Raw genomic sequence first — 12,084 nt, forward strand, 5'->3', positions numbered from 1 at the left:
ATGTTCAGGAGAGTTCAGCGTGAATGTATCAGTACCCCTGACTTCCAACCTCTACAGCTCCCAGAGCCATTGAGGCCTAAGCCTCAGCAAATGCCCTTCTCCAGCCCCCCGACAGCACCTGCAAATCCTCCTCATCCAAGTCCGCAGGAGTGCCGGAGCGGATGAGCTCGGCAAAATCTTCGTTGGGCACCATGAAGCAGAGGGCGTAGAGGCGGCCTGGGCCGGTATTGTGGATTTCATGTACACCGGTCGGCGGTACCAGAATGCTATCTCCAGTTTTGATGGGGGCCGCTTTTCCATCGCAAATGGCCAGGCCTTCCCCCTTGAGAACAAAAAACATTTCCACAGCCATTTGATGGCGATTTGGAGGGGTTTTGCCTCCCTCATCGAAGATCTCCACACAAAAGGTTAGAGAAATCTGAGCATGAGAAGGATCGAACACGATGGCCAGGCGATTGGTATCGTGGGGGCTGATGCGAAAAGCCTGATAATCGGCAGGGGTTTTAACAATTGGGATCACGCAGCGGGAAAGCGTTTGCATCCGGATCCTCCGCTCAAGAGATGAGGGGTGAATAGTGGGCAAGTGCTAACAGGGGAGAGCCGCGAGCAAATCTGAGGAGGAGGCGACAAAGCCAAAGCACTGCTTGACGTTGTAGAGGGTAGCTAGCAAACAGTATTCAGGAGAGGTGGTGGCGGCGCAGTCTTCCAGCAAAATGCAGTCGTAGCCGAGGAAATTGGCATCTTGCAGCGTGGTCATGACGCACTGGTCGATGTTCACGCCGGCAAAAAAGAGGGTGGTGCGCCCCAGGTTTCTGAGAATGCTATCGAGAGGCGTATCCCAAAAGCCGCTCATGCGGAACTTGTCCACCCAGATATCCTCGGGTTTGACTTCCAACTCCTCCACTACGGACGCACCCCAACTGCCGTGAGTGAGAACCAGAGACCCGTTCTTGGGCAAGGGATCCCCGAGTCCCACCCCTTCTCCGGTGGGGTTGTACACATGTTGCAAGCCGGCGCTGATGTTGAGCAAGTCAGGGCGATTGCCCCAGTTCACCCACACAATCGGCACTTGAGCTTGTCGCAGGCGGGGCAGCAGGGCTTTTAGAGGGCCGATGGGAGCCCGTGCAGGTGTGACATCGACGCCGATGCTGGCCAGCCAACCGTCGGGATGACAAAAGTCGTTTTGCATGTCGATCACCAGCAGCGCCGCTTTGGCCAGATCCAAGCGCAGGGTTTTGCTGGAGGTGGGCAGCAGGATGGGCCGGGGATCCAAGGGCGGACGGGTGAGGTCGGCCATTTCGGCATTCACAGCCCAGGCATTGGGAGGGATCCCAAGGGTCTTCAAGGGGCGATTGGGAGTGCTCATGGATTCTCCGCTCGCGTCGCGCAGCAGTGGGATCAGGTGGGGCGGATGACCCACAACTACGCTCGACCTTAATGCACAGCCAACCTCACTTTGGAATCATAGGCTACACTTTCTCACCTTATTAACGCATGGGATCCCCCAGGGTCAGTTGATAGGGATTGAGATGAGGATGATCCGAAAAGGTGCCCAGGGATCCCTCCCTGCACGCTATGCTGTAGAAACTTGAAATGATTATGTAGAAGCATGAGCATCCTGCGGCAATATATCTTTCCCGCTCTCATCCTGCTGGTGTTTCTGTTTACCCTGGTGGTGGTGAGCATTCGCTCGTTTCTGCCGGAGGATATGGCCCAGCCTGCCCCCCTAGAAGAAACAACGCCTGTGGCCCTTTCTGCAAATGCCTGAGGATGGCTGAACAAGGGATCCCTTTGCCCGCCGGTTACCGTTGGCGCATTGGTTCAGCCTGGGATCGGCCCTGGGTGCGACGAGGATTGCAGGCCACGTTGCAGGAATCTTTTCCAGAGCAAAGCAACTGGGATCACCTAGAAGAGACGCTGGATCGCCTCTTCGACCCACCCCGCACCCCTTGCTGGTGGATCTTGAAAGAAGAAACTGCAGAGCCGGTGGGCTGTGTTTGGGCCGGCATCTCCACCGATCAAGCCACCCATCGGCGGGTGGCCTACGTCTTTTTGCTCTGGGTGGATCCCGCCCATCGCCGGCAGGGCCTGGGCAGAGCTTTGATGCAACAGGTGGAACGCTGGGGATCCCAGCAGCAGCTAGCTGCCATTACCCTGCAGGTTTATCGCCATAACCAGGCTGCCCTCAATTTCTACAAGCGGGCCCATTTCTCCGTGCAAGGCTACTGGCTGTACAAACCCCTCGGCGCCGCTGGCGTGGCAGAACCAAAAGGTTATGAAGTTTTGTAAATAAGCCGGGATCCGCTCTCAGTTGCTCCTTTGATGAAAGCGTGATGAAAACGATGGCATCGATCGGAGGGAACGCCCATGTCCAGACCTGTCAAACTCAGTGAAGCCGAGATCCAGGCCAAGCTGGAAAATCTGCCGGGCTGGTCTTTGCGGGAGGGAAAGCTGCATCGCCAATTTCAGTTTGGTTCCTTTGTCGAAGCCTTTGGCTGGATGAGCAGTGTGGCCTTGGTGGCCGAAAGCATGGGGCACCACCCCGAATGGAGCAATGTCTACAACCGCGTGCGGGTGGATCTCACCACCCACGATGCCGGGGGCATTACGGAATTGGACTTCACCTTGGCGCAACGCATGAACGAGCTGGCCGGCTGAACGCTTTCTCAGTACCTAACTCTAGGGATCCCTCAAAGCCGGCTTGGCAGAGGATCCCCATTTTGTCGCTGCCTCAAAGTCGCTGCCTCAAAGTTGTGTTGGATTGTGTTGGGAGCTGTGTCGGTCTGATAGACTAAGCCTAAGGTTAAGAAATGATAATTTTATGAACGTGCTGGTTGTGGGGGCGACGGGAACGCTGGGCCGTCAAGTGGTACGCCGAGCCATCGAAGAGGGACACCAAGTCACCTGTCTGGTGCGAAATCCGGCAAAGGCTGCTTTCTTAAGTGAATGGGGCGCTCACCTGAAGGTGGGAAATCTGCTTCAGCCCAGCACCCTCAACTCCGCCATGGAAGGCATCGAGGCGGTGATCGACTGTGCCACGGTGCGGGTGACCGATACCCTCAGCGCCCGTCAGGTGGACTGGGATGGCAAAGTTGCCCTGATCAATGCGGCACGGGCTGCCCAGGTAGGGCATTTTATCTTTTTCTCCATCATGGGCGCTCACCACGAGTATCCCAATGTGCCCCTGATGAATTTCAAGCATCACATTGAGAAGTATTTGGTTGGATCCCAGATGCCCTACACCATTTTCCGGCCAGCGGGCTTTATGCAGGGGTTGATTGGCCAGTACGCCATCCCCATCTTGGAAGAACAAATCGTCTGGGTAACCGGCGAGGGCGTGCCGACGGCCTACCTGGACACCTTGGATGCTGCCCGGTTTGCGGTGCGAGCTCTCACTGTAGAAGCTGCCAAGCAGCAAATCTTTCCCTTGGTGGGGCCCAAGGCTTGGACGGCTCGAGAAGTCATTGCCTTGTGCGAGCAGCTCTCCGGCAAAAAGGCCAAAGTCAGCACCATGCCGCTGGGACTGCTGAGAGGGGCGCGCAAGGTGGCGCAGTTTTTTCAGTGGAGCTGGAACATTGCCGACCGGCTGGCGTTTGTGGAGGTGATCGCGGCCAAAGAACCCATGCACGCCGATATGACGCCTGTATGCGAAACCTTGGGGATTGAACTGGCCTCTCTGACCTCGCTTGAGGATTACCTGGCGGAGTATTTCCAGAAGATGTTGAAACGGCTTCGCGAGCTAAAGGTCAAGCAACCCAAAGTCAAGACGCCCTTCTAAGTCGTTGTTCTCAGTCTTCTCGGCAATTTCACAGCAGCTTGAGCAGCAACCTTGGGAGAAGGGGTGGACGGGGTCGTGTTTGCGTTAGCGGATGCCATAGCCCCAACTACTGGGATGAACTCCCAGACACTTTTTATTGACACTGCGCCATATTCAAGTTGGCGGAGATCAACCCGTACCATAACACAAAGCCGCTCTGTCGCGACAGCGGGCCGTAGGCCTTCGCTTTGGCGGTGCGGAGCGCTAAACCCAGTTTTCTTGATCATTCCCTGTGTCCAAACAATCGCAAATCCTTAGGTTCCCAAGGGGTTCATTTCCATCTACGCTTTAGAGAGTGAGGGGGTGACAACGACAGAGGTTATTCTGCTCCCCCTGCTTGAACTATAGATTTTTGTCTATAGTTTTTATCGGAAAGTTCAATTTTTATCTATCCTAATTTGCAGCTAAGATGCTGCTTAAGATTTTTTACAGGATCTCAGCAAGTGTTCCAGTTTGGCCAAGATCCCTGGCCGAAGGAGGATTATGAGCTTGAACGGGCTGGTCACAACTGCATGGCTGATTCCCCTCTACGCTTTGGTGGCGTGGGCGGGAGCGCTGATCTGGTCCCCAGGAATCACCCGGCGCACGGGACCACGTCCGGCAGGTTATCTGAATGCGCTCTTGACGTTGATGGCCTTCCTGCACAGCGTGGGGGCGCTGGTGGCAATTTGGGATCAGCCGGCGCAGGTCATTCGGTTGCCCTGGCTACAGGTGGGGGATCTGATGTTAGAGCTGCCGCTGCAGGTGTCATCGGTAACTCTGGGGGCCTGCGCTGTGGTGACGGGGCTGAACCTGGTGGCCCAGATCTACGGCTTTGGCTACATGGAAATGGACTGGGGCTGGGCGCGGTTTTTCTCCCTGCTGGGCCTGTTTGAGGGGGGGATGTGTGCCTTGGCTTTGTGCGACTCCCTCTTTTTCAGCTACGTGATCCTGGAGATTTTGACCCTGGGCACTTACCTGTTGGTGGGCTTTTGGTTCAACCAATCGCTGGTGGTGACGGGAGCGCGGGATGCTTTTTTAACCAAGCGCATCGGCGACCTGTTGCTCTTGATGGGGGTAATCGCCATCTATCCCCTGACCGGCTCCTGGGAGTTTGAGGATTTGGCGGCCTGGGCAGAGGCGGTGCAGGCAGGATCTGTCACTGTGGATCCGACCTTGATTGCGCTGGTGGGGCTGGGGTTGCTGGCCGGCCCGGTGGGCAAGTGTGCCCAGTTCCCATTGCACCTGTGGCTAGATGAGGCGATGGAAGGGCCGATCCCGGCCTCGATTTTGCGGAACGCAGTGGTGGTGGGCACGGGGGCCTGGGTGTTGATTCGCCTGCAACCCCTCTATGAGCTTTCCCCAACGGTGCTGAAGGTGATGCTGACTATCGGCAGCTTGACGGCGGTGGGGGGATCCCTGGTGGCTTTGGCCCAGATCGACGCCAAGCGGGCCCTGTCTTATCTGGTGAGCGCCTACATGGGCTTGATCTTTGTGGCGGTGGGCACCGGTCATCCCCAGCAAGCCTATGGGTTGCTGCTGACCTATGCTCCGGCCATGGCTCTGTTGGTGATGGCTCCGGGCACGGTGATCTGGAACAGCATTACCCAGGATCTGCGCTATCTAGGAGGCTTGTGGTCGCGGCGCCCTATCTCGGGGCTGTGCTTCTTGACCGGGATGGCTGGAATCATCGCTTTGCCGCCTTTCGGTTCCTTTTGGGTGCTGACGGATCTGTGGCAGCAGTTGGTGCAATCGGGGCAGGGGTTGTGGGCGGCAGTCGTGCTGGTTACCAATGCGGTGACGGCGCTGGGGCTAACGCGGGTATTTGGCCTTGTTTGGGGGGGCAAGCCGCAGCAGATGAGCGAGCGTTCGCCGGAGGTGCATTGGCCGATGATGCTGCCCATGACGGTCACGATGGGGGTGGCGCTGCACATGCCCATGATCCTGGCGACGCTGGGTCTGATTCCCGCTCTGGAAGGGATCCCTGTTGGGGTAATGACGGGATCCAGCTTGACAGGCATTGCCTTGGGAGCCTGGCTGTATCTGCGTCCGCAGCGACGACCGGTGGACTGGGCCTTCTTGGCCGACTGGCAGGATTTGTTGGCCAACGACTTCTACACCCCCAAGCTCTACCGGGCCAGTGTGGTGTTTGCGGTACGCATCATCTCTGAGGTTACAGCCTTGTTCGACCGCTATGTGGTAGACGGCTTGGTAAATTTGACCAGCTTGGCGGTATTGGCGGGTGGACAGGTTTTGAAATACACCACCTCTGGCCAGTTGCAAGCCTACGTGCTGACGATTGTGGTGGGGGTGGCCCTGCTGGGCTGGCTGATTCTCTAGGCTTGGGCAAGGTAGCGGGACGGAGTCCTTAGATAAAGAGGGAAAAGACCATGCTGAGTGCCTTGATTGTGTTGCCGATCTTGGGATCCCTGCTCCTGTTCTTAGGCTTGGGGGGGCGAAAGCTGGCGGTGGCCTTGGCCGGGATCCTGCTGGGGATCTCGCTGCTGCTGTTTGCCAACTTTGACCTGCAAGCGGAAGGGCTGCAGTGGGTGCAGCGGTGGGATTGGATCCCGGCAATTGGGCTGAGCTACTCCCTGGGCCTGGACGGGTTTTCCCTGCTGATGGTGGCTTTGAATGGGCTGCTCACGCTGATTGCGGTGCTGACAGCTGAGCCAGAGGTGAAGCGGCCCAACCTCTTATACGGCTGCATTTTGTTCATGAGCGGGTCGGTCAACGGGGCTTTTGTTGCCCAGAACCTGCTTTTGTTCTTCTTGTTTTACGAGCTGGTGCTGATCCCGATCTACCTGCTCATCTCCATTTGGGGCAGCCCCAAGCGGGATTATGCTGCCATCAAGTTTTTGATTTACACCGCCGTTTCCGCCATCTTTCTGTTGGGGGCCTTTTTGGCCATCTACTGGCTGGGGGATCCCCATAGCTTTGAGCTGCTGGAGATCCGCATCACCTCTCTCAGCCCTGTTGCCCAGACCTTGACGCTGTTGGCCTTGATCGTGGCTTTCGGCATTAAGATGCCGCTGATCCCCTTCCACACCTGGTTGCCTGATGCATACGGGGAGTCGTCGCCGCCAGTGGCCATCCTCCTGGGAGGGATCCTCTCCAAGTTAGGCACGTACGGTCTGTTTCGCTTTGGGCTGCAGTTGTTTCCCCAAGCTTGGGCCGACCTGGGCGGGATCCTAGCCTGGTGGGGAGCCATTGCCGTGTTGTCCGGGGCTTTGGCAGCCATCGCCCAAAAAGACATCAAGCGCATGGTGGCCTACAGCTCCATCGGCCATATGGGCTACATCTTGCTGGGCATGGCGGCAGCCACCCCCATTAGCCTGACCGGGGCGATGGTGCAGATGGTCTCTCACGGTCTCATCTTGGCGCTGCTGTTCGATTTGGTGGGCTTGGTGGAGCGCAAAGTGGGAACCCGCGATCTGGATGTGCTCAACGGCCTGCTCAACCCCTTGCGAGGCTTGCCCACAGTGAGCGCCCTGCTCATCTTGGGGGGGATGGCCAGCGCCGGGATCCCTGGCCTGGTGGGCTTTGTGGCGGAGTTTTTGATCTTCCAGGGCAGCTACCAAGATTTTCCTCTGCCCACTTTGATCAGCATCTGTGGCACCGGCTTGACGGCGGTGTACTTTGTGATTTTGCTGAACCGCACCTGCTTTGGCAGGTTGGACAACCGCACCGCCTACTACCCGCGCGTGCATGGCTGGGAGCGGATCCCAGGGCTGATTTTGACGGCCTTGATCGTTTGGTTTGGGATCCAGCCCATGAGCCTGGTGAAATGGCCGCAACCGTTGGCCTTTACCCTATCCACCCAGGTGGCTCAGGCCCAAACGCTTATCTTGGCATCAGCCGGTGACCTTGCCCCCATCACCCTCTCTGGAGCCGATCCAGGCAAGCGGGAAACTTCCAGGAATTGAGATCCCAGGGAATGACCTCAAGGAGCCAGAACTTTTGAAGAGTTGGAGACTTCTTCTATGACGACAACCCTCACAGCCCGCAAGCTGCCCCCTTCTACCCATCCTTTTGCGGATATAGTCCACCGCCTGGAGGCAGGGGGATCCATGCTGCCAGATACGCCGGAAAACCTGATGCAAATTATCGGCCTCTACAAAGCCTATGCCGTGCCAATGGATTTCTACTGGCGGGATCTGCTCTACATTGCCGAGCAGGTGTTTGTGGATCCCTTGCCTTTTTTCAAGTTCATCATTCCTGAAGAGTATCTGAAGCTGGCCAACCACTACGCGGGGGATAACGCGGATTTGCGCATTTGGCGAGGCCAGGCTACGGCCCATCCCGAGCTGCTGGAGTTTATGGAAAAGGGGGAGCTGAAGCGCAAGCTGCCCAGGATTTTGCATCACCTCTGGCATGACCGCATCAACATGGAATTTGCCGAAGAATGTATGCGGGCCATGCTCTGGCACCGGGATATGGGGGGCTTGCTGGATCCCTACATGGATTCCGAAGAATACAAGCAAAATGCCGACCGCGCCATCCGCGCCTATTGCCAGGGCAACCCCTTGTTGATGGGGCTATACAAGCTCTTCCCCGATATGTTTTTGGAGCTGTGCCGCCAGGCCACCATGTACTCGGTGTTGGGCCTGTTTTGGGAGGTGATGGCTCCGGTCTTTTTTGAGATGAGCGATCTCTACGATGAAGGCAAAATTACCAGCGTGCCGGAGGCGATGAACTTTCTGGTCAACGGGATCTTCGCCATTGCCGGACGACCCATCTACCACCGCGTGCGTATTCGGGGAGAATGGTACGATATTGTGCCCAAATCCAAAGGATTCACCTGGCTATATGAGGCTGCCTTCCCCTATGTAGAGGCCGTGTTTTATCGCACCTCTCCTTTCCGCGGCACTAAGTCCTACAACGCCCAGGCCAACGAAGTTCCCACCAACCAGTTGGACTTCCACTACGGGATCCTCTACGCCGATAAGTTTCCGGTGGGCACCGCCGGGATCCCGCCCACGCTCTTGCACCAGGATATGTACCACTTTTTGCCCCAGTATTTGGTGGAGTATTATCGCAAGCATTGCCGCGGCGAAGAGGACATGCTGATTCAATTGGGGGTTAGCTTCCAGCGCTCCATGTACAACGTCACCTCAGCCGTGATTCAGGCGGGAAGGGCCGCTTTCTTGTATCCCCTTGATGATCCAAATCCACGGCACTTGATGATGAACCGCCGTTATTTTGAGGGACAACTCAATCGCTTCACCCGACCGGAATATGGGATCCGGGAAGCAGCCCGCCTCGCCTACATTCAGGATCAGAATTATCGCTAGCCCGTGGCAACTTTAATGATCCCAAAGCCTTTCGAGCAGCAATCCAGTTAGCAACAACTTCACAGCAAAAGGATCCCGGCCATGCCCGATATTGTCGATATTGCCGTCTCTGCTGAGGGCTTTTCCACCTTGGTAACTGCCGTTAAAGCGGCAAACCTGGTGGATACTTTGAAAAGCCCCGGCCCCTTTACCGTTTTTGCCCCCACCGATGCGGCTTTTGCCAAGCTGCCCCCTGGCACCATCACCACTCTGGTGCAAAACATCCCCCAACTGACCCGCATCCTGTGTTACCACGTGGTGCCCGGTCGCCTGAAAAAGGCAGATTTGGCCAAGTACCAAAGTGTGGGCTCGGTAGAGGGATCTCCCATCGACTTGTTGATCGAAGGGGACGTTTTCGAGGTCAATAACGCCACCGTTATCCAAGCCGACATCGAAGCCGATAACGGCATCATCCACGTCATCGACACCGTCATCCTGATGCGGCCCCACTGGTTCTGGCCGATCATGAACTCCGCCTTGGCTGCCTCGGCCAGAGGATAGACAGATCTATCCTGAACCGAGCTTGGGGAAAGTGCCTGGGTGAACCCTCTCCCCCTCTCCGCAACTTTATAGGTACGGTCAGAGATTTCTGCTCCGCGTGCAGTCTACACCATCCCCCGCCCCCCACAGGGTGGGGATTTTTGTCTCTCGGTAGCAGTGATGTCGCCGTCTTTTAAACCCAGAGATGAATCCGAAGCTTGGCCTGATACGTACCTTATTTAGCCTGTTCTCTGACCGAGGAGCTTTTTTCCATGTTGTTGATCGGTTTTTCCCTTCGGCCTCGTTCAATTTTCGAGGTTTTTTGCGGCTTTTGCCTGGTTGCTGTCTTGTTTCTCAGCGGTTAAGGAAGCTTTACAAATCTCACAACCCCACTTCTACCCATTGCTAACTTTGGCCCTGGACATATTCACATTGCTCAGCCGCAGCCAGGACAATCTTTCGCCCAGGCCACAGGGCCGGTGGCCTTTGTCTTGAACATGTTGCCGAATCCAGGCAATCAGTCGGGGAATTTCCGACTGGAAGCCAACCTCACCCCTGAGCAAGTCTCCAGCTTTTTGGCCGGAGCTTACTACATCAACATTCACACGCAGGCCAACCCGCCGGGCGAGTTGCGAGCCCAGGTGGTTTTCCCTCGCTAAGGTTTGATCCAGTACCCCATCTGGGATCCCCGCAGGTGAGGGGATCCCTAATTTTTGCGGACGGATTGGCTGTTCTGTGAACTCCCCCACGGTCAGTCGTGCCGGCAGGACAGAGTTTCTGTGTAGCTCCTGGCCAGCAGCTTTCGGTAGTCCTGGAGCCGGCCTGCCAGTCCCCTTTACAGAGCGAGCTGTAGGCTTCACCTCTGGGCTAGCTGTGGAGCGCCAAGGGAATAACTACACAGGTTGTTGCCCACCTACAATGGCCCGACAGCGAATGTAGGGGCCGCCTGCATCCACCTTGGCCGGTTGACCCTTGCCGCAATGGCCGGATCCCAAGTCCCACAGGAAGTCCCGCGAGACGGCATCCACCGATTGCAGCACCTCAAAAGCATTGCCGGTGATGGTGACACCGCGCAGCAACTCCGCCAGCTTGCCATCGCGAATGCGGTAGGCCCGCTCCACGCCAAACATAAACTCGCCCGTGGAGTCCGCCTGCCCGTTCCTGGCCCCATCCAGGAAGTAGCCATCGGGAGTGCTGGCGATGATTTCCTCTAGCGTTTGGGATCCGGGTTCAATGAAGGTGTTGCGCATGCGGATCAAAGGCTCATCGGCATATTCCCAGGCGCGGGCATTGCCGGTGGGCTCTACGCCAAAGTGGGCAGCAGTTTCGCGGTTGTGGAGATAGCTGACCAGAATGCCGTTTTGGATGATGGTGGTGCTTTGGGTAGGAACGCCCTCGTCGTCCACAGGAAGGGTTCCCCCTGCCCCCGGCATAAACTCTGAATGGCCGGAGTCTTTGAGGGTAACCCAGTCGCTGGCCACCCGCTGCCCCAGCTTGCCGGCAGCCACAGAACCCGCCAGGACAAAATCCGCCTCGACCGTGTGGCCAATGGCCTCGTGCACCAACAGCCCCACGATGGAAGGCGACAGAATAACCGTGGCCCATCCCCCTTCTGCGTAGCCTGCGGACAATAAATCAACCGCGGTAGCAGCCGCCTTTTCCGCCATCTGCAAGGGATGCGAGCGGAACAGGCAATCCCATCCCCCTGTTACCCCAATGGCCTCGGAGCCACTGCTGAGCTGGCCGGCAGCTTCGGCCACCGCCTGAACTCGCAGCTCGGGGCGTACCAGACGAAAGGCCACATCCGCCCCATCGGTGGTGACAATGGCTTTTTCCTCGTAGATCTCGTTGTAGGTGCAACTGGCGGAGCTAATTTGGCGAGAGGCCTGCCGGGCCTGCGCCTCGGTTTCCAAAGCCAACTGGATCTTCGCCTCCAGCGGCTTATTCAGCACCTCCTCCACACCGGGCTCGCAGAACTCCCCTTGGGCCAGCCGCACACTGGGCAGGGATCCCAGCTTTTGTTTGCGGTAGTCGGCACTGGCTTGAGCAGCACGGCGAGCCTCAGCGATGGCCTCCCGAATAGCAGCCGGCGAGGGATCCCCGGTGGCAGCAAAGCCCCAAGTGCCGGCCTCCAACACCCGCACCCCCACTCCGGAACGGCGACGAACCGCGGTGCGCTCAAGGCGGCCCTTCTCGGCAGTGACGCTGCGGAACACCTTGCTGTGGTAGCGCAGTTCCACAAAGCCAGAGCAGTCCCGAAGGATGTCGCGCAGAAGGTCTCGCATAGCAACAGGGAGATGGGTGTAGTCCTCAGTCCAGCATAGCCCGATCCTGGAAAGTCGATGAGCTGCCACGCCGAGTAAACTACCCGGCACCCGCGCTATGCGCAGGGTGCGGGCTTTATCCCAATCCCTAGCTGACCCAGAGGACAGCTAAGTTTCGGAATTTCAGGCGAGTTTACAGTCGCCCCAAGGA

The 12,084-nt window shown here is 57.3% G+C and carries 12 protein-coding genes; 9 read left to right on the top strand and 3 right to left on the bottom strand.

The features are described 5' to 3' along the window. Positions 1-76: 76 nt before the first annotated feature. Both NW838_RS00345 and NW838_RS00350 read right to left on the bottom strand, forming a co-directional pair. Complete coding sequence (locus NW838_RS00345) at positions 77-541, bottom strand: cupin domain-containing protein (RefSeq protein WP_011434408.1); 465 nt, start codon at positions 539-541, stop codon at positions 77-79. Between the two features lie 45 nt (positions 542-586). Beyond that, positions 587-1,366 (bottom strand): cysteine hydrolase family protein, encoded by a 780-nt coding sequence (locus tag NW838_RS00350; RefSeq protein ID WP_414427272.1) that lies wholly within the window; start codon positions 1,364-1,366, stop codon positions 587-589. A gap of 243 nt (positions 1,367-1,609) precedes the next feature. Here NW838_RS00350 and NW838_RS00355 point away from each other — a divergent pair, with 243 nt between their 5' ends. The 9 genes from NW838_RS00355 to NW838_RS00395 all read left to right on the top strand — a co-directional run bounded on the left by NW838_RS00355 (position 1,610) and on the right by NW838_RS00395 (position 10,268). Further along, positions 1,610-1,768: a hypothetical protein gene (locus tag NW838_RS00355; RefSeq protein WP_414357829.1), complete on the top strand. Its 159-nt coding sequence runs from the start codon at positions 1,610-1,612 to the stop codon at positions 1,766-1,768. Positions 1,769-1,770: 2 nt separating this feature from the next. After that, positions 1,771-2,289 carry a GNAT family N-acetyltransferase gene (locus NW838_RS00360; protein ID WP_414357831.1) on the top strand — a complete coding sequence of 173 codons (519 nt, stop codon included), beginning with the start codon at positions 1,771-1,773 and terminating at the stop codon, positions 2,287-2,289. Between the two features lie 78 nt (positions 2,290-2,367). Continuing rightward, the gene (locus NW838_RS00365) at positions 2,368-2,658 is read left to right on the top strand and encodes a 4a-hydroxytetrahydrobiopterin dehydratase (protein WP_414357832.1); all 291 of its coding nucleotides are present in this window, start codon (positions 2,368-2,370) and stop codon (positions 2,656-2,658) included. Positions 2,659-2,821: 163 nt separating this feature from the next. Beyond that, the gene (locus tag NW838_RS00370) at positions 2,822-3,778 is read left to right on the top strand and encodes an NAD(P)H-binding protein (RefSeq protein ID WP_414357833.1); all 957 of its coding nucleotides are present in this window, start codon (positions 2,822-2,824) and stop codon (positions 3,776-3,778) included. A 522-nt stretch (positions 3,779-4,300) separates the two neighbouring features. Continuing rightward, positions 4,301-6,136, top strand: a complete 1,836-nt coding sequence (locus NW838_RS00375) for an NAD(P)H-quinone oxidoreductase subunit F (protein ID WP_414427273.1) — start codon at positions 4,301-4,303, stop codon at positions 6,134-6,136. A gap of 50 nt (positions 6,137-6,186) precedes the next feature. Next, positions 6,187-7,722: an NADH-quinone oxidoreductase subunit M gene (locus tag NW838_RS00380; protein WP_414357836.1), complete on the top strand. Its 1,536-nt coding sequence runs from the start codon at positions 6,187-6,189 to the stop codon at positions 7,720-7,722. A 57-nt stretch (positions 7,723-7,779) separates the two neighbouring features. Next, positions 7,780-9,090 (top strand): CO2 hydration protein, encoded by a 1,311-nt coding sequence (locus tag NW838_RS00385; protein WP_414351925.1) that lies wholly within the window; start codon positions 7,780-7,782, stop codon positions 9,088-9,090. An 81-nt stretch (positions 9,091-9,171) separates the two neighbouring features. Continuing rightward, the gene (locus NW838_RS00390) at positions 9,172-9,630 is read left to right on the top strand and encodes a fasciclin domain-containing protein (protein ID WP_414357838.1); all 459 of its coding nucleotides are present in this window, start codon (positions 9,172-9,174) and stop codon (positions 9,628-9,630) included. A gap of 380 nt (positions 9,631-10,010) precedes the next feature. Next, positions 10,011-10,268: a CHRD domain-containing protein gene (locus NW838_RS00395; protein WP_414357840.1), complete on the top strand. Its 258-nt coding sequence runs from the start codon at positions 10,011-10,013 to the stop codon at positions 10,266-10,268. A gap of 234 nt (positions 10,269-10,502) precedes the next feature. On the opposite strand, the gene NW838_RS00400 is transcribed toward NW838_RS00395, so the two are convergent. Continuing rightward, entirely contained in the window at positions 10,503-11,894 is a 1,392-nt protein-coding gene (locus NW838_RS00400) for a TldD/PmbA family protein (protein WP_414357839.1), read from the bottom strand. Between the last annotated feature and the right edge of the window lie 190 nt (positions 11,895-12,084).

It is taken from the genome of Synechococcus sp. R55.2 (genome assembly GCF_047462075.1).
Taxonomy (GTDB): Bacteria; Cyanobacteriota; Cyanobacteriia; order Thermostichales; family Thermostichaceae; genus Thermostichus.

Excerpts from the sequence above, each read along its gene's own strand:
- NW838_RS00345 (WP_011434408.1), bottom strand. The coding sequence starts at position 541 with ATGCAAACGCTTTCCCGCTGCGTGATCCCAATTGTTAAAACCCCTGCC.
- NW838_RS00385 (WP_414351925.1), top strand. The coding sequence starts at position 7,780 with ATGACGACAACCCTCACAGCCCGCAAGCTGCCCCCTTCTACCCATCCT.
- NW838_RS00355 (WP_414357829.1), top strand. The coding sequence starts at position 1,610 with ATGAGCATCCTGCGGCAATATATCTTTCCCGCTCTCATCCTGCTGGTG.
- NW838_RS00400 (WP_414357839.1), bottom strand. The coding sequence starts at position 11,894 with ATGCGAGACCTTCTGCGCGACATCCTTCGGGACTGCTCTGGCTTTGTG.
- NW838_RS00365 (WP_414357832.1), top strand. The coding sequence starts at position 2,368 with ATGTCCAGACCTGTCAAACTCAGTGAAGCCGAGATCCAGGCCAAGCTG.
- NW838_RS00360 (WP_414357831.1), top strand. The coding sequence starts at position 1,771 with ATGGCTGAACAAGGGATCCCTTTGCCCGCCGGTTACCGTTGGCGCATT.
- NW838_RS00380 (WP_414357836.1), top strand. The coding sequence starts at position 6,187 with ATGCTGAGTGCCTTGATTGTGTTGCCGATCTTGGGATCCCTGCTCCTG.
- NW838_RS00370 (WP_414357833.1), top strand. The coding sequence starts at position 2,822 with ATGAACGTGCTGGTTGTGGGGGCGACGGGAACGCTGGGCCGTCAAGTG.
- NW838_RS00375 (WP_414427273.1), top strand. The coding sequence starts at position 4,301 with ATGAGCTTGAACGGGCTGGTCACAACTGCATGGCTGATTCCCCTCTAC.
- NW838_RS00350 (WP_414427272.1), bottom strand. The coding sequence starts at position 1,366 with ATGAGCACTCCCAATCGCCCCTTGAAGACCCTTGGGATCCCTCCCAAT.
- NW838_RS00390 (WP_414357838.1), top strand. The coding sequence starts at position 9,172 with ATGCCCGATATTGTCGATATTGCCGTCTCTGCTGAGGGCTTTTCCACC.